A 26,270-nucleotide genomic window follows, 5' to 3' on the forward strand; every position below is an offset into this window, starting at 1 on the left:
CGCTCAGCCTCCCTTGCCGAGCGCTGACCTCGGGATCGCCAGCGCCGTTCCGGTCTCCAGCAGACTTTTTAGGCCGGACAAGATCGCGGGCCAGCCGTTGGAAACCGCATCGAGCAATCGACCTGCCCCTTCGAAACGTTCGTGCGTCAAGGTCAGCTTGACGGAGTTGCCGTGTTGTTCGATCGCGAACACGACCTTGGTCGGCTGCTCGTTGCGAAACTCGTCTTTCAGGACGTGCTGGAAGGTGTAGGAGAGCCGGCGCGGCGGATCGGACTCCAGAATCTGGCCGACATCGGTCGTGATCCCATCGGTCACCAGCGCGAACGGCGAGCCGACGCGCCAGTCGGAATGCAGTTCGGTGCCAAACCAGTAGCGCTTCGCAAATTCGTTCGATGTCAGCGCTTCCCACAATTTCTCGGGCGTCGTCGCGATATACGTGACGTAGACGAATTCGGGCTTACTCATCGCGCTTCTCCAATTGCCGCTTCAAATCGCTGAGCGCGGTGAGCTTGCCGCGCTCGAATTTCTTGATCCAGCGCTCCCCGATGTGATGGATCGGCACCGGATTGAGATAGTGCAGCTTCTCGCGGCCATGCCGGATCGTCGCGACCAGATTGGCTGCTTCCAGAATGGCAAGGTGCTTGGTCACGGCCTGTCGCGTCATCGCGAGGCCGTCGCAGAGTTCGGTCAGGGTCTGCCCGTTCCGCGCGTGGAGCCTGTCGAGCAGGGCGCGTCGTGAGCCGTCCGCAAGCGCCTTGAAGACGTCATCCATGATCTGGATCATAGGCAACCAAATGGTTGCGTGTCAAGCGGGTACGCTGCGAGCTGTTTTCCTGGTTTGGGCGCACATTTTGCGGCTTGCTCGGTTCACCTCGCCCCGCTTGCGGGGAGAGGTCGGATTGCATCGCAAGATGCAATCCGGGTGAGGGGGTACAGGTCTATCCACATACGCTTCCCGTGCGTCTGCCCCTCACCCCAACCCTCTCAGCGCGAGCGAGGCTCGTCGCGGCCTCGTAAGAACGGGGAGAGGGAGTGCACTTCTGTTGCGGAAGCAGCTCTACTCTCGCCAGCGATCTGCGCTCACACCGAGCTGTCAGGATCGGGTTCAGCAAGGCTTCCCACCGCACACATGTCGTGCATTAGTGATCGCATCACTCGCATCGAGGCGCCTCATGTCCCTGCAAGTCTATCTCGCCTTCGTCGCTGCCTGCATCGCGCTGGCGCTGCTGCCCGGACCCGTCGTCACGCTTCTGATCGCCAACGGCCTGCGTCATGGAACCCGCGCCGCGCTGATCAACATCGCCGGCGTCCAGACCGGGCTTGCGATTGCGATCGGCATCGTCGCCGTCGGCCTGACGTCGCTGATGGCCACGATGGGCTACTGGTTCGAATGGGTGCGGTTGATCGGCGCCGCCTATCTGGTGTGGCTTGGCATCCAGCTCATCCGCTCGCCGATCGAGGGCATCGCCGCGGGCGAGGCGCCGCCGCCACCGCCGCGTGGCGGCTTCTTCCTGCAGGGCCTGCTGGTGCTGTTGTCGAACCCCAAGGTGATGGTGTTCTTCGGTGCGTTCCTGCCGCAGTTCATGGACATGAGCCGGGATCACGCACCGCAGGTCGGATTGCTCGGCGCCACCTTCATGGTGATCGCGGGTCTCACCGATGCGATCTATGCCCTGCTCGCCGGCCGTGCGCGAAAACTGTTCTCGGCCAGGCGCACCCGGCTGGTGTCGCGCATCTCCGGCGGCTTCATGATCGGCGGCGGCCTGTGGCTGGCGCTGACGCGGGCGCGATGAGTCCGCGTTCGGCCCGCGGCTCGTCTCCGGCTATGGGCGCCGTAGCGTCTATTCGACGAGGCGGGGGCGGGGGCGGAATTCAAGGCCTGCATAGACGTCACGCAGTTCGAGTGTGACGTTCAGCTTGTCCAGGCGAATAACAGCATCTAGCCCCTTCAGCACGGCGTCCGTCCAGGCGCCGTCCGCATCGCGTGAGTAGAGATGCACGTTGGGGCTGTCGGTGTCGATGAACAGGATGTAATCGAGACAGCGCAGCGCTTGATATTCGGCGAGCTTGACCGTGACGTCGAAGCCCCCGGTCGTGGGTGACAGCACCTCGACCAGCAGCGCCGGCCGATCTGCTACCAGCGAGTCCTCATCGGGCTTGCCGCAATCGACTCCCAGATCCGGCATCCGCCGGGTCGAAGGCGACGTGACCACATAGGTGTCGCCCGTGAAGGTTTGGCACGGGCCACGTCTGGTCTGGGCGTGTAGCGCCGCCGTCAGATTCACCACGATCGCATCATGCCGCCGGCCGGCACCGGCCATCATAACGACCTCGCCATCGACGAGTTCGTAACGCTCTTCCTGCGCCGTGACCCAGGAGAAGAATTGCTCCGGCGTGACCGCCGCCTGATCGACCTTGATGTTCATCCAAGAACGCCTGTTCGATCGAAGTATAGGCGACGCCATCGATCGACGGAAGCGGGCCCGCGGCCGCATCTTTGTCTGCCGACGGGCGTTACAGGCTGATCGTCCCCTTCACGACCGGCGCGACGTCGCCGCCGATCCAGATCGTGTTGCCGTCCTGTGCGACATGGACACGGCCGGCGCGGCCGAGCACGGTGCCTTGCGAGGCGACGTATTGCGTCGGTGCAATTCCGGCGCCAATCAGCCATTGCGCCAGGCTTGCATTGAGGCTGCCCGTGACAGGGTCCTCGACGCCGCTCCAGGTGAAGGCACGGACTTCGAAATCGGCATCGCGTCCGTCGCGCGCAGGATCCCATGGCGCGGCGACGCCGATCGGCTGCTGCGACAGCGCCGAATTGTCGAAACGGATGTTCAGGAGATCCTGGCGCGAGTCGATGAGAACGCCGATCCAGCCCGGTCCATTGTCGACCCACTGCACGGCGCGCATCGCATCGGTCTTGATGCCCAGCGCGGCTGCGATCTTCGCAGTGAGTTCGGCATCGACAGCACCGGAGCGGCGCAGCGGCGGCGCCGCAAAGGCGAGCCGATCGCCGTCACGCTTGATGCGCACGAGACCGGCGCCGCATTCCTGCACCACGTGCTCGCCCTTCGGCCGGCCGCCGAGCGCGAGCCAGGCGTGGCAAGAGCCAAGCGTCGGATGGCCTGCAAAAGGCAGCTCGCGCTGCGGCGTGAAGATGCGCACGCGATAGTCCGCGCTCGGATCCTGCGGGCGCGACAGGAAGGTCGTCTCGGACAAGTTGGTCCAGTTGGCGATGGCCTGCATCGCCGTATCGTCGAGGCCGTCGGCCTCGGCGATCACGGCAAGCGGGTTGCCCTTGAAGGCGACCTTGGAGAACACGTCGACTTGATGGAAGGGAAGCGTCGGCATCGCTGTGTTCTCCTGAAGGTCCGTGTCAGTCGCGCCAGAACGGCTTGTTGGCCTCTTCGTGGACCACCGTCGGGTCGAGGCCGCAATCGCGCATTTGCTCAGGGTCGAGCATTGCGAGCTCGGAGCGCCAGAACAGACGCTGCAGCCAGAGTTGCGGAGCCTGGAGCAAATTGCTCTTTCCGTGGGCAACCTGCGGAGTTGCCCAACGCTGCGCCAGGGAATATGCCATGTGTCACCTATTGCTCTTCAATTGCGTTGTTCGAAGAGCAATCGCGCAGTACATATCTCGGTGCAATTGAAACATTGCTCTCGGTGCAATTTAGCATGAACACTTCCTATACGACCCTCGTGGACGGCATCGCCGAGGACATCGCCCAGGGGCGGCTAAGGGCCGGCGACCGGCTGCCGCCGCAGCGCCAGTTCGCCTATGAGCGGGGAATTGCCGCATCCACGGCAGCGCGTGTCTATGCCGAATTATTGCGCAGGGGTCTCGTCGTGGGCGAGGTCGGGCGCGGCACCTTCGTCGCAGGAGAGCCGATACCGGTGCCGCCCTCGCTACGGCTGGAGCCGTTCGATGGCCGCATCGATCTCGAGTTCAATTTTCCGACCCTGCCCGATCAGGCGGCGCTGATCGCGAAGTCGCTCGCGGTGTGGCAGCGGCCGGAGAAGCTCGCGCCGGTGCTGGCGCCGATCACGCAGCGCCGGCTGGTCGAGGCCGGCCGGACCGCCGCGGCCTTTTTCGCTGGCGACCGCTGGCGCCCGCGGGCGGAGAATTTCGTCTTCGCCGGCAGCGGGCGGCAATCGCTGGCGGCGGCGATCTCGGCGCTGGTGCCGGTCGGCGGCCGGCTCGGCGTCGAGGCCGTCACCTATCCGATGATCAAGGGCATTGCGGCGCGGCTCGGCGTGACCCTGGTGCCGCTCGCGATGGACGGCGAGGGAATCCGCCCGGATGCGCTGACCAAGGCGCATCGCAGCAGTGCGCTCAACGCGATCTACATTCAGCCGGTGATGCAGAATCCACTTGGACTGACGATGAGCGAGGCGAGGCGCGAGGAGATCGTGCGTCTCGTGCGCAAGCACGAGCTGATGATCATCGAGGATCTCGTCTACGGCTTCCTCAGCGACCAGGTTTCGCTGGCAACGCAGGCGGAAGAGCGCGTCGTGATCGTCGATAGCCTCGCCAAGCGGCTCGCGCCGGGAATCGCGGTCGGCTTTCTCTACGTGCCGGCAAGCATGCGCGAAAAGTTCGCTGCCACAGTCCGCACCGGGGCCTGGTCGGTGACGTCGCTGGCGCTTGCCGCCGGCATGGGGCTGCTGACCGACGGCACGGCGGCCGAGATCACGAGGCGCAAACGCGCCGATGCGCTGGTGCGGCAGGCGATCGTCGCCGAGTGCCTCGCTGGCCATCACATCGAGGCAGATCCGCGCTCCTACCATGTCTGGCTGCATCTGCCGGAGGGCTGGCGCGCCGAGGCCCTGACGGCGGCCGCTGCGCGTGCCGGCATCGCGATCACGCCGGCAAGCGCCTTTGCCGTGGCGCATGGCCATTCACCGAACGCGGTGCGGCTCGCGCTCGGCCTGCCGAGCCATGACGATCTGCGCACCGCGCTGTGGCGGCTCGCCGGATTGCTGGCGCATCACGACGCCTCCGACATGACGGAGTAGCGAGCTAGGCGAGGCCCTTGTTGCGCAGCTCGACTTCGATCTCGCCGAGGATGCGGCTCAGCCGCTCGGCCCAGCGCTGCTGGCCCTCGGGCTCCGCGATCTCGTTCTGCCGGATCTCGATGCCCGACGTAATGAGGCCGCGGCCCCCGCCATGCACGGGGATGGTGTAGTCGGTGCCGTCGCCGACTGCGTAGGGCTGGTTGTCGCCCACGACGAGATCAGGCTCGGCCCGCAACGCCTTCAACAGCAGCGGCGGCAGCACGCGGTCGTGCTGATACAGCGTGCCGATGTGCCAGGGCCTCGCGATCCCCGCATAAACCGGCGTGAAGCTGTGCAGCGACACCAGCACCGTCGGCCGCCCCTCGGCCTTGCGCGCATCGAGCACTTCGGTGATGCGGTCATGATACGGATCGAAGATCGCGCGGCGCCGGAGCTCGGCATCCTCATGCGTCAGGCCTTCATTGCCGGGGATCGTGGTGCGCTCGCTGATCATGGGAATCGCGTTCGGTGCCGTCGGCGAGCGGTTGCAGTCGATCACCAGTCGCGAATAGCGCTGTGCGATCAGATGCGCATCGAGGGCGCGCGACACCGCCTCCGCGACGCCGGCGATGCCGATGTCCCAGGCGATGTGCCGCTCCAGCTCGGTCTCATCGAGGCCGAGATCGCCGAGCGCGCGCGGCAGCAGGCGGCCGTAGTGATCGCAGGTGAACAGAAACGCAGACGCTCCGCCGGCATTCTGTTCGAGCACCGGCGGAACTTCGTCGCTCTGCAGGAGTAGTGCTTTATCGGTCGTGCCCGGAAGCTTCATGGTGACGTTCGTTGCTCATTCAGGCGCCATGACGATCTGCAATTGAGCAGAGGTCGATCTGGATTGAAATGCCGAAAACCGCGATGATGGTTCGACGATGCCGATCCTGACGGACGATCACACGACCCGATATTGCCGAGCCCAGCCGCTTTCTGTGGGAAGGCTATGCATCCCGCGGCCGGCGCGGCTGATTTGCGCTGAGACGATCGAACATGCCGAGAGCCGCATAGGCTGAAGAGGGGACTGATGGAGATCAAGGTCGGGTTCGAGATCGTCTATGCGGCGCCTGCGGCGACGCCGATGGTGATCATGCTGTCGATCCATCCCTCGCGCTTTCCGGACATCGTCGGCACCGAGACGATCACAACCGAGCCCAATGTGCCGATCAAATTCTATAGCGACAGCTTCGGCAATCTCTGCGGACGCCTGGTGGCGCCGGCCGGCGGCGTCACCTTCCACGGCAGCGCGATCGTCCGCGATTCGGGATTGCCCGATCTCGTCGATCCCGCCGCGCAGCAGCTGCCGATCGACCAGTTGCCGGACGAGCTGCTGCTGTATCTGATGCCGAGCCGCTATTGCGAGACTGACAAGCTGACCGACATCGCCTGGTCGCTGTTCGGCAGCATGCCGGCGGGCTGGGCGCGGGTGCAGGCGATCTGCGACTTCGTGCACCGCCATGTCACGTTCGGCTATGAGCACGCCCACGCCATGAAGTCGGCCCACGACGTCTACCAGCAGCGCACCGGCGTCTGCCGCGACTTCGCGCATCTGGCGCTGACCTTCTGCCGCTGCATGGGCATCCCGGCGCGCTATTGTACCGGCTATCTCGGCGACATCGGCGTGCCGCCCGATCCCGCGCCCATGGACTTCTCCGGCTGGTTCGAAGTGTATCTGTCTGGCCGCTGGTACACCTTCGACGCCCGCCACAACACCCCGCGCATCGGCCGCATCCTGATGGCCACGGGGCGCGATGCCGCCGACGTGGCGCTGTCGACCTCGTTCGGCCTGATGACCCTGGCGAAATTCCACGTCGTCAGCGAGGAGGTCGTGGCGGCCCGCGGCGTGGCGTGAGCTGGCCTTGCCGCACCAGGGCGGCTATGCAGGGCGATGACCTCCGATACGATCTCCGACCTGCTTTTCGTCTACGGCACGCTGATGCGCGGCTTCGACCATCCGATGGCGCGGCTGCTGTCGGCCAATGCCGACTTCGTTGGCGAAGCCAGCTGCCGCGGGCGGCTGTATCGTATCCAGCACTATCCAGGCCTGGTGCTCTCCGATGACGCTGCGGACGCCGTGCATGGCGAGGTGTTCCGGCTGCGCCAGCCTGACGCCATGTTGCGCGAGTTCGACATGTACGAGGCCTGCGGCGAGGGCTTTGCCGCCCCGACCGAATATCTGCGCCGGCGCCTCGCAGTCACGCTCACCGATGGCAGCGTCCGCGATGCCTGGACCTATGTCTATAACTGGCCGGTCGACGAGGCCGCCCGCATCGCCTCGGGCCGCTTCCTGGCGCCTTGAGCCTAACTCTCTCGACGCCGTCATTCCGGGACATCACGAAAGCGATGAGCCCGGAATCCATAATCCCGAATGGATTCCGGGCTCGCCCTGCGGGCGCCCGGGAATGACGAGCGGCGAGTGCGCGGCCTGTGAATAGCCCGGACAAGGCCAAGGAAGTTCACATTTCGTACACGGCTGCCTATATGCGTAAGTCCATCAGCACAGGACCACCACGCCGCCCATGGCCCGCTTCACGCCGGAATTCCTCGATGAGCTGCGCGCCCGGCTTCCGGTCTCGGATGTCGTCGGCAAGCGCGTCAAGCTCAAGAAGGCGGGGCGCGAGTGGAAGGGGCTGTCGCCGTTCCAGCAGGAGAAGACGCCGTCCTTCTACGTCAACGACCAGAAGGGTTTTTATCACGACTTCTCCTCCGGCAAGCACGGCAACATCTTCGACTTCGTGATGGAGACCGAGGGCTGCAGCTTCCCGGAGGCTGTCGAGCGGCTGGCGGGGGTCGCCGGCCTGGCGCTGCCGGCGGTGACGCCCGATGCTGCGCGGCAGGAGCGGCAGCGCAAGACCCTCTATGACGTGATGGAGCTGGCCGCGAAGTTCTTCGCCGACACCCTGGCCTCGCGCCATGGTGCCCGGGCGCGCGGCTATCTCGCCGATCGCGCGATCCTGCCGCAGACGCAGCTGCAGTTCCGCATCGGCTACGCGTCGCAGGAGCGCTTCGCCCTGAAGGAATATCTCGGCGCCCAGGGCGTGCCGGTGAACGACATGGTCGAGGCCGGGCTGCTCGTCGCCGGCGACGACATCCCGGTGCCGTACGACCGTTTCCGCGACCGCGTGATGTTTCCCATCACCGATGTCAGAGGCCGCGTCATCGCCTTCGGCGGCCGCGCGCTGCAGAAGGACGTGCCGGCGAAATACCTGAACTCGCCGGAGACGCCGCTCTTCCACAAGGGCGACAACCTCTACAATCTCCCGAGCGCCCGCCAGGCCGCGCATAACGGCGCGCCGATGATCGTGGTCGAGGGCTATGTCGACGTCATCGCGCTGGTCGCGGCCGGCTTTGCCGGCGCCGTGGCGCCGCTCGGCACCGCGCTGACCGAGAGCCAGCTTTCGCTGATCTGGAAGATGGTCGATGAGCCGATCCTGTGCTTCGACGGCGACCGCGCCGGCCAGAAGGCGGCCTATCGTGCCGCGGACCTCGCCCTGCCTCATCTCAAGCCCGGCAAAAGCCTGCGCTTCGCATTGCTGCCCGAGGGCCAGGATCCCGACGACCTCGTCCGCTCCGGCGGCCGCGGCGCCGTCGAGGAGGTGCTCAAGATCGCAAAGCCGCTCGCCGAGGTGATCTGGTCGCGCGAGATCGAGGGCGGCAGCTTCACCACCCCGGAGCGGCGCGCCGCGCTGGAGGCCCGGATCGGTCAGCTCACCGGCGGCATCGCCGACGAGGTGGTGCGCCGCTATTACAAGCAGGACCTCAGCGACCGCTTGTACCGGGCGTTCGCCCCGGACGGCGGCCGGGGCTTCGGCCGCGGCTTCGGTGCCGAATCAGGACGACGGTTTGGCCCCCGCAGTCCCGGTTCCGGACAGCCGGGGCGGTTATCCACAGGGGGCGGCCGCCGCGGCGGGGCGCCATCCACAGGCCCGGCGATGGCCCGCGGCCCCTACCAGGCGGCGAGCCCGCAGCTCGCCATGAGCCCGATCATGCGCGGCCAGCGCTCCGCGATCTCGCGCCGCGAGGCGCTGATCCTGCAGTGCCTGATCAACCATCCCTGGCTCCTGCACGACCATCTCGAGGAGGTCGCAGCGCTCGAGCTCGCCCACCCCGAGGCCCACAAGCTCCGCGCCGCCATCATCGCCGCCTTCGCCCACGACCACCACCATTCTCCGGATCCGGACGAGCAGGCCGAGAAGATGCGGGCCGATCTGGAGAAATCCGGCTTTTCCGAGCTTCTTCAACGGGTTGAGCGGGCGATCACGACCGCGGCGGTGTGGGCGACGAAGTCCGGCGCGGCGCGCGATGACGTTCTTGCGACCTGGCATCAGCTCGTCGCCTTGCATCGGCAATGGCACTCCTTACTTAGAGAATTGAAGGATGCCGAGCTGGCGTTGGGCGAGGAGCCGAGCGAGCCGAACATGGGCTGGTTGAGGGACGTGAAGGCCAGGATGGCCGAGGTGGACGGCACCGAAGCGCTGATCGAAGGCTTCGGGGAACTGTCCGGACGCAACAGCCGAAACGTGTAGATCTGAGGCCCGGCGCCCTGTCGCCAGTTGAGCACATTTCGACCCGGTCCGCGGAAGCGGAGTCCGGTCCACGCGAAAAGACTCGCCAAATCCATGGTTTGGCTGCAAAAACAGGGTTAATCGAAGTTTAAGAGGTCCGGGGCATTTTCTGCAGCAGATGGTTTGGTTTCGCTGTCGGACACCACGCTTGCATGTCGGGCGCCGGATTCGATTGCAAAACCGGTATCGCTTTTGCAAGAAACGCGCGCCGGTCCGAAAACGGGACGACACCAGCGTAGGGCGACACTAGCGAAAGACTTCATGGGGTGGCGACGTTGAAGTGCGCCGCCCTTTCCGCGTCGACAACAGTTTTTGAGTAGAGCAGGCGGGCGCCGCGATGCCAAGGGCGAAGATGCCACGGGCGGAGCGGGCGCGTTTCGGGAGCAATGAATGGCCACGAAGGCAAAGACGCTGCAGGTGAAGGACAAGGAAAAGGACGACAAGGCGGCCGACGCTCCCGAGAAGGACGCCGCCGATGCGCCTTCGCCGTTGCTCGATTTGTCGGACGCCGCCGTCAAGAAGATGATCAAGCAGGCCAAGAAGCGCGGCTTCGTGACCTTTGATCAGCTCAACGAGGTCCTGCCTTCCGACACCACCTCGCCGGAACAGATCGAAGACATCATGTCGATGCTCTCCGACATGGGCATCAACGTGACCGAGGCCGAAGAGGCCGACGATTCCGACGAAAAGGACGACGGCGAGGACGAGACCGACAACGAGCTCGTCGAGATCACCCAGAAGGCCGTCACCGAGGTCAAGAAGTCCGAGCCCGGCGAGCGCACCGACGATCCCGTGCGCATGTATCTGCGCGAGATGGGCACCGTCGAGCTGCTGTCGCGCGAGGGCGAAATCGCCATCGCCAAGCGGATCGAGGCCGGCCGCGAGGCGATGATCGCAGGGCTCTGCGAAAGCCCGCTGACCTTCCAGGCCATCATCATCTGGCGTGACGAGCTCAACGAAGGCAAGATCTTCCTTCGCGACATCATCGATCTCGAAGCCACCTATGCCGGCCCCGAAGCCAAGGGCGGCATGAATCCGCAGATCGCAGCGCCGGTGAACGGCGAGGGCGCTCCGGCCGAGGGCGGCGAGATCCAGGCCGCGGTCGCGCCGCCGGCCGCCCCGCAGCAGCCGACCCCGTTCCGGGCCGCGCCGAACGGCGCGCCCGCCACCGAGGAAAAAGATCCCGGCGAGGCTGCGGCCGAAGCCGACATGGACGACGACGAGTTCGAGAACCAGATGTCGCTCGCCGCCATCGAGGCCGAGCTGAAGCCGAAGGTGGTCGAGACCTTCGACAAGATCGCGTCCGAGTACAAGAAGCTGCGCCGCCTGCAGGAGCAGGACATCGCCAACCAGCTGCAGAGCGAGTCGCTGTCGCCCTCGCAGGAGCGCAAGTACAAGAAGCTCAAGGACGAGATCATCGTCGAGGTGAAGTCGCTGCGCCTCAACCAGGCCCGCATCGACTCACTCGTCGAGCAGCTCTACGACATCAACAAGAAGCTGGTCTCGTTCGAGGGCCGCTTGATGCGGCTGGCCGATTCTCACGGCGTCGGGCGCGAGGATTTCCTGCGCAACTACCAGGGCTCGGAGCTCGATCCGCGCTGGCTCAATCGCGTCTCGAAACTCTCGGCCAAGGGCTGGAAGAACTTCGTCCATTACGAGAAGGACCGCATCAAGGATCTGCGCCAGGAGGTGCAGTCGATGGCCGCCCTGACGGGTCTGGAAATCGGCGAATTCCGCAAGATCGTGCACTCGGTGCAGAAGGGCGAGCGCGAGGCCCGTCAGGCCAAGAAGGAGATGGTGGAAGCCAACCTCCGTCTCGTGATCTCGATCGCCAAGAAGTACACCAACCGCGGCCTGCAGTTCCTCGACCTGATCCAGGAAGGCAACATCGGCCTGATGAAGGCGGTCGACAAGTTCGAGTACCGCCGCGGCTACAAGTTCTCGACCTACGCCACCTGGTGGATCCGGCAGGCGATCACCCGCTCGATCGCCGACCAGGCCCGCACCATCCGCATCCCCGTGCACATGATCGAGACGATCAACAAGATCGTCCGCACCTCGCGCCAGATGCTGAACGAGATCGGCCGCGAGCCGACCCCGGAGGAGCTCGCCGAAAAGCTCGGCATGCCCTTGGAGAAGGTGCGCAAGGTCCTCAAGATCGCCAAGGAGCCGCTCTCGCTCGAAACCCCCGTGGGTGACGAGGAGGACTCTCATCTCGGCGACTTCATCGAGGACAAGAACGCGATCCTGCCGATCGACGCCGCCATCCAGTCCAACCTGCGCGAAACCACCACCCGCGTGCTCGCCTCGCTGACCCCGCGCGAAGAACGCGTGCTCCGCATGCGCTTCGGCATCGGCATGAACACCGACCACACCCTGGAAGAAGTCGGCCAGCAGTTCTCGGTGACCAGAGAGCGTATCCGCCAGATTGAAGCGAAGGCGCTGAGGAAGCTGAAGCATCCGTCGAGGTCGCGGAAGCTGCGGAGCTTCTTGGATAATTGATCCGCGGTCGATTCTGACCGTCATTATCGGGCTTGACCCGGCAATCGATTGACACGAAGGAGCGGGCCGAAAGGGCCGCTTCTTCGCGATTGCAACTCGCGTGTTCAGTAAAGGTTGTACGGATTTTTCAATCCGGCGGAAGATTGGGACCCTGAGGGCAGGCAGGTATCCAATGAATTTCTGGTATCTGACCGTTTAAATTAGCTCGGTGAAAATCAGCGACGGCACCGAGGGTCGCAAGTAGTGCCCGGTGTGCTGTCGAAAATGAGCGACCATTTTTGACGTAGCTGTCAAATTCTTGAAGCGCCAGCGTCATGGGTCCAAATTCTCTCTTTTCGTCATTTGAGAGAAGGTTCCAAGATGTTTTTAGCAGAGACAGAGCCAGATCGCGTTTGAGATGGTCAAAAGCATCGATCGCACCGCTTTCGTCAAACCCGTCCTTCATCTTTCGCATCGCCGGTCGCTCCTGTTCAGGAGCTGCCGATATTTCGTCTTCAGTGAATGTTTTGGGAATTAATGACCGAGTCGAAGTTTGACCCGTGAAAGCAAGGAACTGCCAGATTACCGTCAACGAAAAGTTTCTAAATCTTACCTGAACAACGTTCTTGCCCTCGGGAAATCTGACGCCAAAAGCTCTATCGGCTCGACCGACCAAAACATAGAATACTGGTTGAAAGTGCTCAGGATCATATTTCCCAAGCGATACTACATTTTGGGACGATCGGATTTTGTATCGATCATGAGACATGTCGCCCGCGCGACGTATAAAAACACCTGCGAACTGGTTGAGGACTTTCAAAGCCTCAGTATAGTTCCTGGTAGTTTCGCGCCGGCCGTCCTTCATCACTTTCGTATATTTTATGACGTTAACCTGAGAGCTTTCAAGGCTTTGATGAACTGAAAATCGTTCTTCGATCACCTTGTCTATGTCGGTCGATTTGGATCCTTCTACTTGGTTGTGAAATAGCGAGTGCTTAACAATAAGCGTAAGGTCACCTGAGGCTCGTTCCTGCACAGAAAGCAGAAGGCGCTCGGCTCCTCTAATTCTGGCTGAGAAGATTATAGGTTTAGGCATGACTAATCCGAAATAGCCAAGCGTCGAATCTGTTATCAATCACATTGTTTGCAAAAAGGCTCTTATTCAGCAAGGGTGGCGCGTATGTGCTGTAACGAACCGTGAGTATGCTCGGCGCGCTGCGGTGATCGCGATTTCTGCCGAGTATCGTTGTTTTCGACTTCCGCTTCACCGGCCACCCGTCACGGCGCTGGCTGATTAGCTTGAGCGCGGCGATCTATCTCAACTTCTTCACCGACCACTATGGGCTCGATCTGCGGTTCGTGCTGTTCGGTTGGGCCGCGCTGCTGTTCGCGCCGGCGACTGTCCACTTCGATGTTACGGTGACAGTGCTGGACTGCACTAATCTCTCTCGCGCCGAACGGCGGCGTCGAGGTGTCGAGGGTTGGCCGACAAGACGTTCTGTCCGCAAATGTCCGTGTCCTGGCCGCAAGAGGCCGAACTTTGCGCAGGCGGCGTTGGGCGATCGACTGCTAGGAATCGGCGTCTCACCGGACGCCAACTCCCATGCATGACGACGAGTTTTCATCAGCCGCGGCGCAGGACAGCGCCGCCGCGATCTGGGCGCCGCTGCGCCCCTTCATTGCGGCCGAGGCGCGTCTGGCCGCGCGCGCAGCGCAAACGCCCTGGACCGCCTTCCTCTACGAATTCCTCCGCTTCGGCGTGAAGCAGGCTTGGGCCTGCCTGTTCGGCGGCATCGCGGTGGCGCTGATGCTGCTGACGTGGCGGTTCTATCCGGCGAACGCGCCGCTCGCGCGCTACGACTTTCTCTTTCTCTGCATGCTCGGCGTCCAGGCCGCGCTGCTCGCTGCGCGCCTGGAGACCTGGGAGGAGGCGAAGATCATCTTGATCTACCATCTCGTCGGCACGGCGATGGAGTTGTTCAAGACCGCGACCGGCTCGTGGATCTATCCCGAGCCCAGCCTGATCCGGCTTGGCGGCGTGCCGCTGTTCTCCGGCTTCATGTATTCCTGCATCGGCAGCTATCTCTGCCGGGTCTGGCGGCTGTTCGATTTCCGCTTCAACTTCCATCCGTCGCGGCGCTGGCTGATGGCTTTAAGCGCTGCGATCTATCTCAACTTCTTCACCGACCATTACGGCCTCGATCTCAGGCTCGTGCTGTTCGGCTGCGCCGCGCTGCTGTTTGCGCCGGCGACGGTCCACTTCAAGGTCTGGCGCGTGCACCGGTCGATGCCGCTGCTGCTCGGGCTGGTCCTGGTGTCGCTGTTCATCTGGCTGTCGGAGAACATCGGCACCTTCACGCGGGTCTGGCTCTATCCGGCGCAGGCCCATGGCTGGGCCATGGTGTCGCCGGCCAAGCTCGGCTCGTGGTTCCTGCTGCTGATCATCAGCTACACGCTGGTCAGTCTGATCAACCGGCCGAGGGTGATGGGCACCAGGGAAAACACGCTATTGCCGGAGCGACAGAAGCAAGCCGCATAGCGCGCTGCCGTAGGGTGGGCAAAGGCGCGGGCGCGGTGTCGAGATGCGGACGGTATCGAACGCGCCGTGCCCACCGAGTCTCGCGGTAATCACCTGATGGTGGGCACGCGGCCGCCGGGCGGCGGACGCTTTGCCCACCCTACGGCGGCGCGACTGAGCTACTTCTTCTTCGCGCCGACCCGGTCGAGCGACTTGATCGCCAGCGGCGGGCGGCCGGATTTTTCGGCGATCTCGCGGTCCTGCTCCATGATGAACCCGCGGGCCGGCTCGTCGCCGTCGAGGCCGCCGAGCAGCTCGGCCGGAACGCGGCGGTTGGAGCGCTGCGAGCCGTCCTCATAGGTGACGTTGAAGAAGGCGAATTCGCCTTTGGGATTGGTGCCGGGTTTTTTCGCCATGGAAGGCGCTTTACGGCGGCAGGGCGCACCCGGTCAATGCCAGAAAATGCTTATCCGCTGCCCGAATTTGACTTTTTCGTCATATGGTTTTCGCGGAATCGGGACGGTCGCCGGGGCACGAATCGCGGGTCGGCCGCGGGCTTCCGAAACTCCTCGATTTTGCCGGATGAAGGTGCCTTCATCGCGGCCCCGAACCCGCGACGAATGTCAGACATGTCGATGCCCCAACTCACCGTCTGGTACAACACGCGCTGCCCGGTCTGCGACGCCGGCATCGACTGGCAGCGCAACAAGCTGCTGGCGCTGGTCAGGTCGGGCCGGGTCGCGTTCAAGGACATCAATGAAGAGCCTGAGGCGCTGAGCGCCTTCGGCGCCGATGTCGACGCCGTCCGCCGCCGCCTGCACGCGACCGACGAGGAGGGGCAATTGATTACCGGCGCCGACGTCGCGCTGCTGCTGTGGGCGCTGACACCCGGCGAGGGCTGGCTCGCCACCCTGTTCGGCAACCGCCTGGTGCGGCCGCTGACGCGGTTCGGCTACGACCGCTTTGCCGACGTGCTGTTCGCCTGGAATAAGCGCAAGGGGCATTGGTGAGGAGCGGAGCTCGCGACTGGAGTGCAACCATCTCACCGCGCGATCGGTGAGCTCCCCTCCCCCTTTTGCGGGGAGGGGTCGGGGGTGGGGGTCCACGAATTCCGCTCTGTCTGATGAGCACTGATCTCGGCTGAGCCTTACGGACACGCTGACTGTCGTCAGCGCCTTCGGACGGACCTGCGAACATCTGGAATGGCGAGGCGCATCTCACTGAGGTCAGCGCCCGTGGACCCCCACCCCCAACCGCTCCCCGCAAGGAGGAGGGGAGTTCACCGTCTGCGTGGCGAGCTATCGCGTCAAACTACGTCGCACCTTCACCCGCGCATGCACCCTTGTGCCGCCGCGTGGCTCGTCGTCATCATCGCCGCGGCCGAGCGCCATGATGGCGGTGCCCATCGCGGTCGAGCCGAAGGTGACGAAGAACGATCCCAGCAGCAGGCCGATGGCGACGCCGGGCGAGTGATCGGAGAAGATCAGGTGACGCAGGCCGTAAGGGTCGAGCGCCAGCAGCCCGCCGACCAGCACCACAGCCATGCCGAGGCCGAGCGCGAGGTTGATCGCGAGCAACCGGAAGAGGGGAGTCTGAAGCAGTCTGCGTCGTCGCTGGCCTGGCGGCATCGGCGATCTCCCGCGGATCGTGAACGACCTTGATATGGTAGCACCGGTCGCGATGGGCTCAAGGCCGTAAGCCGCCCGCCAGGGACATGGCTGAAGCGCCATCCTGGCGCGCCGTTTCGGGACAATGGCGCGCCAGGCAGGCTGCACGCCAATGACGTCACGCCGCCTCGCCCTCGGCGACACCATGCTGCTTGGCGATCACGGTCTGCCACACGCCGGCGATCGCGCGCTGCGTCTCCGGTGCGATCAGGCAGTGGCCTTCATTGTCGAAGCCGCAGAAGCGCGCCGAGGGATCGTGTCTCGCCTCGATCAGCGCCTTGTTGATCATCTCCAGCGACGCCATCACCTGACCGACGTTCTGCAGCCTCGTGTGATGCAGGATGTCGATCAGGCGGAACATCATCACCGGCGGCTGGCCCAGCGCGATGCCGGGACGGCCGAACTCGAACAACACGTTGACCGCCGGCAGCACGCCCTGGATCTGTGCCAGGATCTTCGCGGCATCCTCGGTCGTGCAGGCGACGAGATGCGCGCCCTGGACCGGGAGGGTGGGGACCGGTGGCGCCTCCGGGCCGAGCCCGAGACCCGACAGCACCTGATGCTCGATCCAGCGCCGCACCTCGGGTGGCGCCGAGAGGATCTGGTCGGTGGACAGGGTAATCCCGATCATGGCGTCATCTCCTTTTGCCGCAGCTTAGAAAACGACGATGGCACTGTCTTGACGAGGATCAAGCGGCCGCGAAGGCGCAGCTGCCTCAGGGCGCCACCAGTTCGACGCGGCGGTTCAGGGCGCGGCCGACATCGGTGGCATTGCTGCCGACCGGAGCGAGCAGGCCCACGCCCGCGCTGCGCAGCCGCGCTGGCGCAATACGGTAGCTCCTCGCCAGCTCCGCGGCGACCGCCTCGGCCCGCCGCCGCGACAGATCGAGATTGTAGTCATAGCTGCCCTGGCTGTCGGTATGGCCGACGATGAAGACATTGAGCTGCGGCTGGCCGGCGAGCAACTGGGCGATCTGCTCCAGCGTCGGCCGGCTCTCCGGCTTCATGGTCGCCTTGTCGGTGTCGAAATAGATGCCATAGAGCGCGATGTGGCCCTTGTCGCCGAGGCCCTTCGCCATCTCGGCGGCGCTGACCATCTTGTTCTGCATCGCGCCGAGCTCGGCGATGGTGAGCTGCGCAGTGATCTGTTGGTTGTTCTGGCTGACCAGCACGCTGGCATAGATCTCGCGGCCATCAGCCGCCTTGCGGCCGGCAAAATAGCGATAGTCGAAACCGTCCACCCACATCTGCGGCACCGGCAGCACGTCGATCGCCTCGGTGAAGGGAATGGCGCCGCAGGCGTCGGTGTCGCAGGCGAGCAGCGTCTCGAAGCCGGCCTTGGCGAGCTGGTTCTCGAAATTGCGTGATACTTCGAGGATCGAGGGACCGGGCATGGTGCGATACGCAATCCGTGTGATGCGGCCCTCCAGGCGCCGTTCGTCGGTGGCCTTGCCATCCTTGAACGGCGCCGCCTGCAGCCGCATGGCGTCGAAATCCTTGGCGACATAGCCGGTGATCACGCTGCCGGCGAAACGGCCGATGCCGGGGAAGTCTCTTGCACCCGCGACATCGCCGGGCTGTGCGGTCGCAGGCGAAACGGTGTGACAGATCAGGGCCGCGATCAGGGTGAGCTGCGCCAGTGCGCCGAGCCGGAACGTCATAGTCATGGTGACCTCTTGGGAAAATGGCGGGCCGAGGCTTGCGAGGGTCGGAAGGCATGTTTGGATCAGCGGAAAGAACGCGACGACGAAACAGGGGCGCCTCGCTTTAGTAACGACGAGGCCGCTGCCCGTTCAAAGAAGCTGGCGGCCGGACGCAGGTCGATCGCGGTCGATGGTCCGCCCGCTGGCTGGCCTGCCGCCGCCAAATCGGGCATTGTGGCGAGGCTCGGCACCGCCTGTCCTCATCACGCTCTCATGCAGGGACCTTTCTTCTCATGCTGGCTTTTCGATCCCTCGTAGCTGTTGCGATTCTGTCGTTTGCCTCTCCCGCCCTGGCCGCGCGCTGCGGCGGCGATTTCAATACCTTCATCGCGAGCTTCTCCGCGGAGGCGCAGAGCGCCGGCGTCTCGGGCGCGGTGGTCAGCCAGGCGCTGTCGGGCGTGACGCTCGATCCGGCCGTGCTCTCCTTCGACCGCCGCCAGCGCTACACCTTCAACAAGAGTTTTGAGCAGTATGTCGCGACCCGCGTCGGCCCCGGCCGCATCAATGGCGGCCGCGCCATGCTGCAGCGGCACGCGGCGCTGCTGTCGCGCATCGAGCAGCAATATGGCGTGCCACGCCAGATCCTGGTCGCGATCTGGGGGCTCGAGACCGATTTCGGCAAGGGCGACATGGGCAAGCTGCCGGTGATCCGCACCCTCGCCACGCTGGCGCATGACTGCCGCCGCACGGAGCTGTTCCAGACCGAGCTGATGGCGGCGCTCAAGATCGTCGAGCGCGGCGATCTCACCTTGCGCGACCTGATCGGCGCCTTCGCCGGCGAGATCGGGCAGACCCAGTTCCTGCCGTCGTCCTACATCAAATACGGCGTCGATTTCGACGGCGACGGCCGCGTCGACCTGCGCCACTCCACCGCCGACGTGCTGGCCTCGACCGCCAACCTGCTCCACACCAACGGCTTCAAGATGGGCGCGTCCTACGAGGAGGGCTCGGCCAACTTCGATGCGATGCGCGAGTGGAACAGAGCCGTGATCTATCGCAAGACCATCGGCTATTTCGCCGACCAGCTGATGGGGCGGTAGGCCGAGTCATAGCCTCATGTGGGCTGTCATGCCCGCCACCGGGTCTCGCCTTCGGCGAGCCCGATGACAGGCTCCGGCGGGCATCCAGTACGCCGTGCCGCCTCGGCTTATTAACCTCTGCCGGTGACTACTGGATCGCCCGGTCAAGCCGGGCGATGACAGCTTGGGGTGTAGCTCCAGCACTCATTAGGTGTAGCTCCAGCACGCGCCACACCCACGCTGTCATTCCGGGGCGCGCCCAACGGGGCGCGAGCCCGGAATCCATAACCACAGGCGGACGCGGTGAGACACGGCTGTTGCTCCAGCTCGCGCCACACTCACATCCGTGGCTATGGATTCCGGGCTCGCGCTACGCGCGCCCCGGAATGACGGCAGAGGGCGGGGGCGCATAGCTCGCATGCGCAAACTGCCCGTCGTGTTAGTTTGTCGCAGGATCAGCGCTTGCGCCGTCGGGCAAATCAGAAGCACATTTCCGCTCGTCCCGGCCCGCCGGAGGGGCGTTTCGCGATCGTCACGAGGCGCGGGCCTGGGATGCGATGGGCGTAGAGGTCTGCAGCGTGGCTTGTCCGCGCCGACGAACGGATCGATGCGCACGCCGAAATCGTGGCGTCCCGACACCCCGACGCTGGTGTCAACTCACGACGAAGCTCTGCTTCGCGTGGGGATGGTGGCCAACAAGCCCGGCGCACCAGGGAGACCACGTATAAGGCGTCAAACCATTGCGCAGGGAGGGCCGGGTCTGTCCGGCTGAACCTGTGGTAACCGCCGCGTGCACTTTCTTTCGCACGCGGGCCGCAGGCCTCAGCCGAGGCCTGGCTCTCCCTGCGCCCTCCATCTGATGAGGGCGACGAATTGGCAAGACTCGGACGCATCACGCGCCGCGAGAACGATCAACGACATTCTCGTCGTGGCGACGAGCGGCTGCTTGACACGAGCTTGCAGATGCCTGGCTCCACCCTCCCCTGGAGGGGGAGGGTCGCCTCACGACGAGCGAAGCGAGACGTGAGGCGGGGTGGGGTGATGTCTCCACATGCACCATCGTCCGCGGCTTCACCCCACCCCGCTCGCCCGCTTCGCATGCGATCGACCCTCCCCTCCAGGGCAGGGTGGGCATTCCGTTCGGACTTCTGCGCAAGGAGCGACAGCGGCACAGAGGCGCCGGCTCACCTGTCCTGCGCAGCCGCCTTCTCCAGCCGCTTCGCCATCACCTTCCAATAGGTGCCCGGCATGAACCGCTGCAGCAGATCCATGAAGCGCGCGTCGCCGCCGATCAGGATGCGCGGCTCGTTGCGCTCGATGCCGGCGATGATCCGCAGCGCCGCGTCGCGCGGGCTGGTCCTGGCGAGCCGCTCGAAGCGCTCGATCGACTGCACGCGGCGCGCATTGTCGGTCATGCCGGTCCCGGCGCGGGCGTTGCGCGCGATCGCGGTGGCGACGCCGCCGGGATGCACGACGGACAGCCTGACCGGGCTGTTGGTGGCGGCAAGCTCGTGACGCAGGCTCTCGGAAAAGCCGCGCACCGCGAACTTGGCCGCGGCATAGGCCGACTGGCCGGGCGGCGCGATGATGCCGAAGATCGAGGACAGGTTGACGACATGCGCCTCCGGCTTCCGCGCCAGATGCGGCAGGAACGCGCGCGTGCCGTGCACGACGCCCCAGAAGTTGATATTGAACAGCCACTCCATCTCGGCCTGGTCGATCTCATCGAAGCTGCCGAACAGCGCCACGCCGGCATTGTTGATGACGATGTTGAGGTTGGGATGCGCGGCGGTCGCGGCGTCGGCGAATTGCGCGATCGCGGCGGGGTCGCTGACGTCGAGCCGGTGCGTGGTCACCTTGCGATGATGCCCGGCAAGCTCGCTCGCAAGGCTGGCAAGGCCGCCCTCGTCGCGATCCGCCAGCGCCAGATCACAGCCGCGTGCGGCAAGTTCCAACGCCAGTGCGCGACCAATGCCGCTCGCTGCGCCCGTGACGGCGGCAGCCGCCCCATTGAGAGCCGTCATCCCCGCATCCTCCCCGCTGATCTGCCGGTTCCGTGCGCTCGTTCCAATTGCAGGTGGAATTTCTGCGAGTTTTTCGCATTGGAACCGAACCATCCGGCCGTTGGGCTTTTAACTCACATTACTTTTGCGATGGCACACTTTCTGGAGGTCAAGCATGGGACAGTCGCACCCCTTTCGCGCAACGGCGCTGATCGTCGAGGACGATCCGACCCAGCGCGAGATGATCGCGCTGCTGCTCGAGGAGAGCGAGTACGACGTGATCGCGTGCGAGAGCGCGGAGGCGGCGGAGCTCGTGCTCAACAAGCCCGGCAACCGCATCATGCTGCTGATGACCGACGTCAATCTCGCCGGCCGGATGAGCGGCGTCGAGCTCGCGCACATCGCGCGGGCGCGTCATCCGCATATCAACATCGTGGTGACGTCGGGACGACCGCTGTCGCAGCCATTGCCGGGGAATGCGAAGTTCTGGAGCAAGCCGTGGGCGCCGCTCGACGTGCTGCGCGAGGCCGAGGTGACGCTGGAACGCGCGCCTGACGGCCAGAGGTGGCTTGGGGAGTGACGGTCCGCCAGGACCGGTTCGACTTGACGGAGCAGGGGCAGCCATCCCACGTCTGCAAAGACGAATTTTAGCCAGGGGTCGGGGATGCAGCGGGAGGATGGTGAAGCGCGAGAAGAGGCCGGGTGGAAGCCGCGCTCCCACCCGGGGAGTGCAACTACTTCTTCTTGGCAGCCTTCTTGGTCTTCTTCGCCGCTTTCTTGGTCGCCTTCGCGGCCTTCTTCGCTTTCTTCGCCATGGAATCCTCGTCAGGAGTTGATGGATTGCAACGCGACTTCGAGGCTTGGCTGGCGCAGGCCAGCTATGCATCAGCCTCGGGAATTGATCCCAGCAGATTCGCGAAGCTCTGCCTCACCCTGTCACCGGGCGACATCCGCTTATCCACAGCTCGCTGCGGCGAGCCGCGGCGTGCAGCGTTCGCACATGCCGCGAGAACAGGGTTAACGTCTGGCAAATCGTGTCTTCATTGATTCAAAACCAAGGCGCAATCTTGGTGGCTCAATTGAGGAAGCGTTAAGTGCGCCGCGCTCATGTTGTGGCCAACCACAGGGAAGGTCATGAGCGCGGCGTTGCTGAATATCGGGAACAGGACTCGTCACGTCCTGTGGTCGGGATGCTGAACGTCCCGACGCTCTGGACCGCCTTCGTGGTCAACTTCCTGGCGCTGGGCCTGATCTGGGCCTACGTGATGCGCAGCTATCCCAATCTGGATTCCGCGCGCTTCTGGACGGCGTCCGCATTCATGTGCGCGCCGGCCGCGATGTTCGCGTTGGCGCGGTTCTATTTCGGCTCGCTCCTGCCGCTCTTGGCCGCCGCCTCGCTGATGACCGCAGCGATCTGCCTCGCCGCGATGGGCGTGGAGCGGTTCTATGGGCAGAAGGCGTCGTGGCGGCTGAGCTTCGCCGTGGTCGGCCTGACTTGCACCTCCATCGCGTTCTTCCTCTACGTCTACGACAGCAGTTCGCTGCGCATCCTCTGCTACTCGCTGGGGCAGGCGGTTCCGATGGCGGTCATCGCGCGGCTGGTGCTGGATCCGAGGCGCGGGCCGATCAACCCGGGCGCGCGGCTCGCCGGCCTGTTGTCGGTGCTGATCATCGCGGTGTTCGCGGTGCGGGCGGCGGGGAGCTTCATTGGCCTCGATTTCAACTTCAGTCATTCCACCGACGGCCAGGCGGCCGCGGTGCTGCTGCTGATCTTTCTGTCGATGTCGCTCAATTTCGGCTTCCTGCTGATGGCGGTGGACCGGTTGCGCAACGAGGTCGCCGATCTCGCGCTGCTGGACGATCTGACCGGCGTCGCCAACCGCCGCCATCTGATGCAGCGCCTCACTGAGGAATGCGCGCGGGCGGAGCGCTCGCAGCAGCCGTTCGCGCTGCTGGTGATCGACCTCGACGGCTTCAAGCTGATCAATGACAATCATGGGCATGCGGCGGGCGATGCCTGCCTGCAGCATTTCACCCTGATGGCGCAGACACGGCTCAGGCCGGGCGACCTGCTCGCGCGCACCGGCGGCGACGAGTTCTGCATCGTGCTGCCGGCGTCGTCCTTGCGCGAGGGCGCGATGATTGCGCGGCGCATTCTGCAGGTCTGCCGTGACGATGCCGAAGCCTGCGCCGGCACCGAGGTTCCGATCGAGGTCTCGATCGGCGTCGCCGAATGGACCCGGGACGTCGCTGCATTCCCGGACCGGCTGATGGCGCGGGCCGACCAGGCGCTCTATGCCGCCAAGAAGCACGGCAAGAACGGCTATGCCGTCCATCAGGCCGAGCACGACGCGCCGTCGCTGGCGCCCGATCAGCTCGAGGCGATCGCCGCGCCTCGGCAGGATGCCGCAGCCGAATAAGCGGTGCTATCGTCCCCTCGCCATGAGGCCGACCCTGCTCTCCATTCGCGCAGCGCTCGCGCTGCTTGTTCTCATTCCGCCTCTGCCGGTCTCGGCCGAGGATCTCGATCTCGCCACGGTCGCCCGCTCATCCGGCACGCCGGATATCCCGGGCTTGAAGATGGTCTGGCTCGCGCCCTGGGGCGATCCCGCCAACGCCCATCCCTGGACCAACATCATTGTTCACCAGACCGAAGGGCCTGCCGGGTCGGCGCGCTCCGGCGCGCTGGCGCAGGCCAAAAACCCGAAACGGCGCGGCGTCACTCTGTGGGTCGAGACCGACGGCACGGTGTATTGGGCGGTGCCGGAAACCCTGGTCACGCTGCATGGCGACGGCGCCAATCGCAACGACAACCGCTATATCGATAACGGTCCCACCTATCGCAAGGTGGTGCGCGACAATTCCATCGGCGTGGAGTTCGCCGGCAACTATCCCGACGTCGGCACACCCGCCACCGTTGCCCAGGTCGCCGCATGGCGCGTGCTCTCGAAGCTGCTCCGGTTGCGCTATGGTATCGCGCGGGAGCGGATCTATGCGCACAACTGGATCGACTACAAGGATGCCCGCTATTGCGAGGGCTGTGCGCTGGCCGAGCTCGCCCGCGCCGCCGACTGACTCACCTAACAAGAAGCCGGCGTCTCCGCCGGCTCCGATCGCATCCAAAAACCACCTTCGAGCGAAGCCGCGCGCGCTTAGTGCGCGGCCTCCAGCGCCGCCGCCTCCTGCTGGGCGATGGCGCCCTTGACGGCCGACTGCACCTTCTCGAAGGCGCGCACCTCGATCTGGCGCACGCGCTCGCGCGACACGCCGAACTCGGCAGCAAGATCCTCGAGCGTCATCGGCTCGTCGGCCAGGCGCCGCGCCTCGAAGATGCGGCGCTCGCGCGCATTCAACACGCCGATCGCGCCGTTCAGCGCCTGCCGGCGGTGGTCATACTCCTCGTGCTCGGCCATGATGGCTTCCTGGTTGGGCGTATTATCGACCAGCCAGTCCTGCCATTCGCCCGCTTCGCCGTCGTCGCGGATCGGCGCGTTCAGCGAGGCGTCGCCGCCGAGGCGGCGGTTCATGTCGACCACGTCCTGAGCGGTCACGCCGAGGCGCTTCGCGATCAGCTGCACCTGATCCGGATGCAGATCGCCTTCGTCCAGCGCAGAGATCTTGCTCTTGGCCTTGCGCAGGTTGAAGAACAGCTTCTTCTGGTTCGCGGTCGTGCCCATCTTCACGAGCGACCACGATCTCAGAATGTACTCTTGTATCGACGCCTTGATCCACCACATGGCGTAGGTGGCGAGGCGAAAGCCCTTCTCGGGCTCGAACCTCTTCACAGCCTGCATCAGGCCGACATTGCCTTCCGATACGACTTCGGATATCGGCAGGCCGTAGCCGCGATAGCCCATGGCGATCTTGGCCACGAGCCTGAGATGGCTGGTCACGAGTTTATGTGCTGCGTCGCTGTCGTCATGCTCACGCCAACGCTTGGCGAGCATGTACTCCTCCTGCGGTTCCAGCATCGGGAACTTGCGGATCTCGGAGAGGTAGCGAGCAAGTCCGGATTCTCCGTTGAGAACCGGGAGTGTAGCTGTACGGGCCATCGAGCGCCCTCCAGTTGGTTCAGGCCCCCGATAGCGGCGGGCCAGGCAAAGCGGTCGCTTGGTTAAAGCCAACCGGTTTGCGACGTTCCATGCGTCGACCATTCGACGCAGGCGCAACATACACCAAAATTCGCCTCCCGTGGAAGGATTCCGGGGGTCACGACCCCGTGTGAGCGCATTAAGATTTTGACATACTTGCGTTTTTCTGAACGGCCTGCGTCATAGCGCCGCTCGAAGCGCCTCCCCCAAAAGAGAAAGATCCTCCGGAAGCTCCGATTCCCAGCGCATTATGTCCCCGGTCCGGGGGTGCTCGATCACCAGCAGATAGGCATGCAGGGCCTGCCGCCCCAACGATTCGAGCGCCGCGCGCGCCCCCGGCGCCAGCTGGTTCGCCTTGGTCTTGAAATGCGGGCCGTAGACCGAATCGCCCATCAGCGGGTGGCCGAGATGGGCAAGATGCACCCGGATCTGGTGGGTGCGCCCAGTTTCGAGATGGCAGGCGATCAGCGCCGCCACCGGCTTGCCGTCGCGGCCGGTAAAACTCTCCTGCACCTCGTAATGGGTGATGGCCTCGCGCCCCTTGGGACGCACCGCCATCTTGTCGCGCGCATGCGGGTGCCTGTCGATCGGGGCATTGATGGTGCCATGCGGCCGATGCGGCAGGCCCCAGGCGAAGGCGAGATAGCCGCGCTCCATCGCGCCGGTGCGGCCGTGGTCGGCGAACTGCGCGCTCAGCGAGGCGTGGGCGTGGTCGTTCTTGGCGACCACCATCAGTCCCGTGGTGTCCTTGTCCAGCCGGTGCACGATGCCCGGCCGCTTGACCCCGCCGATCCCCGAAAGACTGGCGCCGCAATGCGCGATCAGCGCGTTCACGAGCGTGCCGCTCTCGTGCCCGGCGGCCGGGTGCACCACGAGGCCTGAGGGCTTGTCGATGACGATGATGTCGTCGTCTTCGTAGACGATTGTGAGCGGGATCGCCTCGGCGGCGGGCTCGGCCGGGACAGCCTCCGGCACGTCGATTGTGATCGTGTCGCCGGCTGTGACGTGATAAGCGGGGTCCCGCACCGCGCCCGCGCGGAGCGACACCTGTCCGGCCAGGATCAGCGCCTTCAGCCGGGACCGCGACAGCTCCGGCAGCTTCGCCGCCAGCACGCGATCGAGCCGCGGCGAGCCTTCGTCGCCGGCGACGATGACCGTCATCAGACCGTGGGATTGTGAA

General features: G+C 64.7%; 28 protein-coding genes. 14 read left to right on the top strand and 14 right to left on the bottom strand.

Going from position 1 to position 26,270, the window contains the following annotated elements:
- Positions 1-3: 3 nt before the first annotated feature.
- Both S58_RS06750 and S58_RS06755 read right to left on the bottom strand, forming a co-directional pair.
- Positions 4-465 (bottom strand): SRPBCC family protein, encoded by a 462-nt coding sequence (locus S58_RS06750; RefSeq protein ID WP_015664511.1) that lies wholly within the window; start codon positions 463-465, stop codon positions 4-6.
- Complete coding sequence (locus S58_RS06755; protein ID WP_042340598.1) at positions 458-772, bottom strand: ArsR/SmtB family transcription factor; 315 nt, start codon at positions 770-772, stop codon at positions 458-460. The genes S58_RS06750 and S58_RS06755 overlap by 8 nt, the downstream gene beginning before the upstream one ends.
- A gap of 400 nt (positions 773-1,172) precedes the next feature.
- Between S58_RS06755 and S58_RS06760 the strand changes: the two genes are divergently transcribed.
- Positions 1,173-1,793, top strand: coding sequence for a LysE family translocator (locus tag S58_RS06760; protein WP_015664513.1), 621 nt, complete (start codon positions 1,173-1,175; stop codon positions 1,791-1,793).
- 48 nt (positions 1,794-1,841) lie between these two features.
- Here S58_RS06760 and S58_RS06765 read toward each other — a convergent pair whose 3' ends face one another.
- The 3 genes from S58_RS06765 to S58_RS38365 all read right to left on the bottom strand — a co-directional run bounded on the left by S58_RS06765 (position 1,842) and on the right by S58_RS38365 (position 3,520).
- Positions 1,842-2,426 (bottom strand): Uma2 family endonuclease, encoded by a 585-nt coding sequence (locus tag S58_RS06765; RefSeq protein ID WP_015664514.1) that lies wholly within the window; start codon positions 2,424-2,426, stop codon positions 1,842-1,844.
- Between the two features lie 88 nt (positions 2,427-2,514).
- Positions 2,515-3,351 (bottom strand): PhzF family phenazine biosynthesis protein, encoded by an 837-nt coding sequence (locus S58_RS06770; protein WP_015664515.1) that lies wholly within the window; start codon positions 3,349-3,351, stop codon positions 2,515-2,517.
- A gap of 25 nt (positions 3,352-3,376) precedes the next feature.
- Positions 3,377-3,520: a DUF1127 domain-containing protein gene (locus S58_RS38365; RefSeq protein ID WP_173424418.1), complete on the bottom strand. Its 144-nt coding sequence runs from the start codon at positions 3,518-3,520 to the stop codon at positions 3,377-3,379.
- A gap of 86 nt (positions 3,521-3,606) precedes the next feature.
- Between S58_RS38365 and S58_RS06780 the strand changes: the two genes are divergently transcribed.
- Positions 3,607-5,016 carry an aminotransferase-like domain-containing protein gene (locus S58_RS06780; protein ID WP_083938517.1) on the top strand — a complete coding sequence of 470 codons (1,410 nt, stop codon included), beginning with the start codon at positions 3,607-3,609 and terminating at the stop codon, positions 5,014-5,016.
- Between the two features lie 4 nt (positions 5,017-5,020).
- On the opposite strand, the gene S58_RS06785 is transcribed toward S58_RS06780, so the two are convergent.
- Positions 5,021-5,824, bottom strand: coding sequence for an N-formylglutamate amidohydrolase (locus S58_RS06785; RefSeq protein WP_015664518.1), 804 nt, complete (start codon positions 5,822-5,824; stop codon positions 5,021-5,023).
- A 246-nt stretch (positions 5,825-6,070) separates the two neighbouring features.
- Between S58_RS06785 and S58_RS06790 the strand changes: the two genes are divergently transcribed.
- The 4 genes from S58_RS06790 to rpoD all read left to right on the top strand — a co-directional run bounded on the left by S58_RS06790 (position 6,071) and on the right by rpoD (position 12,110).
- Positions 6,071-6,895: a transglutaminase-like domain-containing protein gene (locus tag S58_RS06790; RefSeq protein WP_015664519.1), complete on the top strand. Its 825-nt coding sequence runs from the start codon at positions 6,071-6,073 to the stop codon at positions 6,893-6,895.
- Between the two features lie 36 nt (positions 6,896-6,931).
- Positions 6,932-7,342 carry a gamma-glutamylcyclotransferase family protein gene (locus S58_RS06795; protein ID WP_015664520.1) on the top strand — a complete coding sequence of 137 codons (411 nt, stop codon included), beginning with the start codon at positions 6,932-6,934 and terminating at the stop codon, positions 7,340-7,342.
- A 220-nt stretch (positions 7,343-7,562) separates the two neighbouring features.
- On the top strand, positions 7,563-9,569 hold the full coding sequence (gene dnaG, locus S58_RS06800) for a DNA primase (RefSeq protein WP_015664521.1): 2,007 nt from the start codon (positions 7,563-7,565) through the stop codon (positions 9,567-9,569).
- 429 nt (positions 9,570-9,998) lie between these two features.
- Positions 9,999-12,110 carry an RNA polymerase sigma factor RpoD gene (rpoD, locus tag S58_RS06805; protein WP_015664522.1) on the top strand — a complete coding sequence of 704 codons (2,112 nt, stop codon included), beginning with the start codon at positions 9,999-10,001 and terminating at the stop codon, positions 12,108-12,110.
- 127 nt (positions 12,111-12,237) lie between these two features.
- Here the strand turns inward: rpoD and S58_RS37300 are convergent, their stop codons facing one another.
- Positions 12,238-13,185, bottom strand: a complete 948-nt coding sequence (locus tag S58_RS37300) for a hypothetical protein (protein WP_144058258.1) — start codon at positions 13,183-13,185, stop codon at positions 12,238-12,240.
- Between the two features lie 146 nt (positions 13,186-13,331).
- Between S58_RS37300 and S58_RS38930 the strand changes: the two genes are divergently transcribed.
- Positions 13,332-13,700 (top strand): DUF817 family protein, encoded by a 369-nt coding sequence (locus S58_RS38930; RefSeq protein WP_277996609.1) that lies wholly within the window; start codon positions 13,332-13,334, stop codon positions 13,698-13,700.
- Positions 13,693-14,628 carry a DUF817 domain-containing protein gene (locus S58_RS06810; RefSeq protein WP_015664525.1) on the top strand — a complete coding sequence of 312 codons (936 nt, stop codon included), beginning with the start codon at positions 13,693-13,695 and terminating at the stop codon, positions 14,626-14,628. Before S58_RS38930 ends, S58_RS06810 begins: the two co-directional genes overlap by 8 nt.
- 158 nt (positions 14,629-14,786) lie before the next feature.
- Here the strand turns inward: S58_RS06810 and S58_RS06815 are convergent, their stop codons facing one another.
- The gene (locus S58_RS06815; protein WP_015664526.1) at positions 14,787-15,023 is read right to left on the bottom strand and encodes a hypothetical protein; all 237 of its coding nucleotides are present in this window, start codon (positions 15,021-15,023) and stop codon (positions 14,787-14,789) included.
- Positions 15,024-15,242: 219 nt separating this feature from the next.
- Here S58_RS06815 and S58_RS06820 point away from each other — a divergent pair, with 219 nt between their 5' ends.
- The gene (locus S58_RS06820; RefSeq protein ID WP_042340599.1) at positions 15,243-15,617 is read left to right on the top strand and encodes a thiol-disulfide oxidoreductase DCC family protein; all 375 of its coding nucleotides are present in this window, start codon (positions 15,243-15,245) and stop codon (positions 15,615-15,617) included.
- A 288-nt stretch (positions 15,618-15,905) separates the two neighbouring features.
- Here the strand turns inward: S58_RS06820 and S58_RS06825 are convergent, their stop codons facing one another.
- The 3 genes from S58_RS06825 to S58_RS06835 all read right to left on the bottom strand — a co-directional run bounded on the left by S58_RS06825 (position 15,906) and on the right by S58_RS06835 (position 17,935).
- The gene (locus S58_RS06825; protein ID WP_015664528.1) at positions 15,906-16,235 is read right to left on the bottom strand and encodes a hypothetical protein; all 330 of its coding nucleotides are present in this window, start codon (positions 16,233-16,235) and stop codon (positions 15,906-15,908) included.
- A gap of 157 nt (positions 16,236-16,392) precedes the next feature.
- A complete protein-coding gene (locus tag S58_RS06830; RefSeq protein ID WP_015664529.1) occupies positions 16,393-16,905 on the bottom strand; it encodes a hypothetical protein in 513 nt (170 codons plus the stop codon).
- An 85-nt stretch (positions 16,906-16,990) separates the two neighbouring features.
- Positions 16,991-17,935 carry an OmpA family protein gene (locus S58_RS06835; RefSeq protein WP_015664530.1) on the bottom strand — a complete coding sequence of 315 codons (945 nt, stop codon included), beginning with the start codon at positions 17,933-17,935 and terminating at the stop codon, positions 16,991-16,993.
- Between the two features lie 275 nt (positions 17,936-18,210).
- Here S58_RS06835 and S58_RS06840 point away from each other — a divergent pair, with 275 nt between their 5' ends.
- Positions 18,211-19,017, top strand: a complete 807-nt coding sequence (locus tag S58_RS06840) for a lytic murein transglycosylase (RefSeq protein ID WP_015664531.1) — start codon at positions 18,211-18,213, stop codon at positions 19,015-19,017.
- A 1,163-nt stretch (positions 19,018-20,180) separates the two neighbouring features.
- On the opposite strand, the gene S58_RS06845 is transcribed toward S58_RS06840, so the two are convergent.
- The gene (locus S58_RS06845; RefSeq protein ID WP_015664532.1) at positions 20,181-21,020 is read right to left on the bottom strand and encodes an SDR family NAD(P)-dependent oxidoreductase; all 840 of its coding nucleotides are present in this window, start codon (positions 21,018-21,020) and stop codon (positions 20,181-20,183) included.
- Between the two features lie 154 nt (positions 21,021-21,174).
- Here S58_RS06845 and S58_RS06850 point away from each other — a divergent pair, with 154 nt between their 5' ends.
- From S58_RS06850 to S58_RS06865, 4 genes are all read left to right on the top strand, one after another.
- Positions 21,175-21,579: a response regulator gene (locus S58_RS06850; RefSeq protein ID WP_015664533.1), complete on the top strand. Its 405-nt coding sequence runs from the start codon at positions 21,175-21,177 to the stop codon at positions 21,577-21,579.
- Positions 21,580-21,701: 122 nt separating this feature from the next.
- The gene (locus S58_RS38370) at positions 21,702-22,046 is read left to right on the top strand and encodes a hypothetical protein (RefSeq protein WP_173424419.1); all 345 of its coding nucleotides are present in this window, start codon (positions 21,702-21,704) and stop codon (positions 22,044-22,046) included.
- 143 nt (positions 22,047-22,189) lie between these two features.
- A complete protein-coding gene (locus tag S58_RS06860) occupies positions 22,190-23,419 on the top strand; it encodes a GGDEF domain-containing protein (RefSeq protein ID WP_015664534.1) in 1,230 nt (409 codons plus the stop codon).
- Between the two features lie 22 nt (positions 23,420-23,441).
- On the top strand, positions 23,442-24,074 hold the full coding sequence (locus S58_RS06865) for a peptidoglycan recognition protein family protein (protein WP_015664535.1): 633 nt from the start codon (positions 23,442-23,444) through the stop codon (positions 24,072-24,074).
- A gap of 77 nt (positions 24,075-24,151) precedes the next feature.
- Here S58_RS06865 and rpoH read toward each other — a convergent pair whose 3' ends face one another.
- Together rpoH and S58_RS06875 are read right to left on the bottom strand one after the other, a co-directional pair.
- Positions 24,152-25,051: an RNA polymerase sigma factor RpoH gene (rpoH, locus tag S58_RS06870; RefSeq protein ID WP_015664536.1), complete on the bottom strand. Its 900-nt coding sequence runs from the start codon at positions 25,049-25,051 to the stop codon at positions 24,152-24,154.
- Positions 25,052-25,270: 219 nt separating this feature from the next.
- The gene (locus S58_RS06875) at positions 25,271-26,251 is read right to left on the bottom strand and encodes an RluA family pseudouridine synthase (RefSeq protein WP_042338891.1); all 981 of its coding nucleotides are present in this window, start codon (positions 26,249-26,251) and stop codon (positions 25,271-25,273) included.
- Positions 26,252-26,270 lie beyond the last annotated feature (19 nt).

The organism is Bradyrhizobium oligotrophicum S58, assembly GCF_000344805.1.
GTDB classification, from domain to species: domain Bacteria; phylum Pseudomonadota; class Alphaproteobacteria; order Rhizobiales; family Xanthobacteraceae; genus Bradyrhizobium; species Bradyrhizobium oligotrophicum.

What these genes read in the sequence shown, in the direction of transcription:
- S58_RS06750 (WP_015664511.1), bottom strand. Translation starts at nt 465, where the DNA reads ATGAGTAAGCCCGAATTCGTCTACGTCACGTATATCGCGACGACGCCC.
- S58_RS06755 (WP_042340598.1), bottom strand. Translation starts at nt 772, where the DNA reads ATGGATGACGTCTTCAAGGCGCTTGCGGACGGCTCACGACGCGCCCTG.
- S58_RS06760 (WP_015664513.1), top strand. Translation starts at nt 1,173, where the DNA reads ATGTCCCTGCAAGTCTATCTCGCCTTCGTCGCTGCCTGCATCGCGCTG.
- S58_RS06765 (WP_015664514.1), bottom strand. Translation starts at nt 2,426, where the DNA reads ATGAACATCAAGGTCGATCAGGCGGCGGTCACGCCGGAGCAATTCTTC.
- S58_RS06770 (WP_015664515.1), bottom strand. Translation starts at nt 3,351, where the DNA reads ATGCCGACGCTTCCCTTCCATCAAGTCGACGTGTTCTCCAAGGTCGCC.
- S58_RS06785 (WP_015664518.1), bottom strand. Translation starts at nt 5,824, where the DNA reads ATGAAGCTTCCGGGCACGACCGATAAAGCACTACTCCTGCAGAGCGAC.
- S58_RS06790 (WP_015664519.1), top strand. Translation starts at nt 6,071, where the DNA reads ATGGAGATCAAGGTCGGGTTCGAGATCGTCTATGCGGCGCCTGCGGCG.
- S58_RS06795 (WP_015664520.1), top strand. Translation starts at nt 6,932, where the DNA reads ATGACCTCCGATACGATCTCCGACCTGCTTTTCGTCTACGGCACGCTG.
- dnaG (WP_015664521.1), top strand. Translation starts at nt 7,563, where the DNA reads ATGGCCCGCTTCACGCCGGAATTCCTCGATGAGCTGCGCGCCCGGCTT.
- rpoD (WP_015664522.1), top strand. Translation starts at nt 9,999, where the DNA reads ATGGCCACGAAGGCAAAGACGCTGCAGGTGAAGGACAAGGAAAAGGAC.
- S58_RS37300 (WP_144058258.1), bottom strand. Translation starts at nt 13,185, where the DNA reads ATGCCTAAACCTATAATCTTCTCAGCCAGAATTAGAGGAGCCGAGCGC.
- S58_RS06810 (WP_015664525.1), top strand. Translation starts at nt 13,693, where the DNA reads ATGCATGACGACGAGTTTTCATCAGCCGCGGCGCAGGACAGCGCCGCC.
- S58_RS06815 (WP_015664526.1), bottom strand. Translation starts at nt 15,023, where the DNA reads ATGGCGAAAAAACCCGGCACCAATCCCAAAGGCGAATTCGCCTTCTTC.
- S58_RS06820 (WP_042340599.1), top strand. Translation starts at nt 15,243, where the DNA reads ATGCCCCAACTCACCGTCTGGTACAACACGCGCTGCCCGGTCTGCGAC.
- S58_RS06825 (WP_015664528.1), bottom strand. Translation starts at nt 16,235, where the DNA reads ATGCCGCCAGGCCAGCGACGACGCAGACTGCTTCAGACTCCCCTCTTC.
- S58_RS06830 (WP_015664529.1), bottom strand. Translation starts at nt 16,905, where the DNA reads ATGATCGGGATTACCCTGTCCACCGACCAGATCCTCTCGGCGCCACCC.
- S58_RS06835 (WP_015664530.1), bottom strand. Translation starts at nt 17,935, where the DNA reads ATGACGTTCCGGCTCGGCGCACTGGCGCAGCTCACCCTGATCGCGGCC.
- S58_RS06840 (WP_015664531.1), top strand. Translation starts at nt 18,211, where the DNA reads ATGCTGGCTTTTCGATCCCTCGTAGCTGTTGCGATTCTGTCGTTTGCC.
- S58_RS06845 (WP_015664532.1), bottom strand. Translation starts at nt 21,020, where the DNA reads ATGACGGCTCTCAATGGGGCGGCTGCCGCCGTCACGGGCGCAGCGAGC.
- S58_RS06850 (WP_015664533.1), top strand. Translation starts at nt 21,175, where the DNA reads ATGGGACAGTCGCACCCCTTTCGCGCAACGGCGCTGATCGTCGAGGAC.
- S58_RS06860 (WP_015664534.1), top strand. Translation starts at nt 22,190, where the DNA reads ATGCTGAACGTCCCGACGCTCTGGACCGCCTTCGTGGTCAACTTCCTG.
- S58_RS06865 (WP_015664535.1), top strand. Translation starts at nt 23,442, where the DNA reads ATGAGGCCGACCCTGCTCTCCATTCGCGCAGCGCTCGCGCTGCTTGTT.
- rpoH (WP_015664536.1), bottom strand. Translation starts at nt 25,051, where the DNA reads ATGGCCCGTACAGCTACACTCCCGGTTCTCAACGGAGAATCCGGACTT.
- S58_RS06875 (WP_042338891.1), bottom strand. Translation starts at nt 26,251, where the DNA reads ATGACGGTCATCGTCGCCGGCGACGAAGGCTCGCCGCGGCTCGATCGC.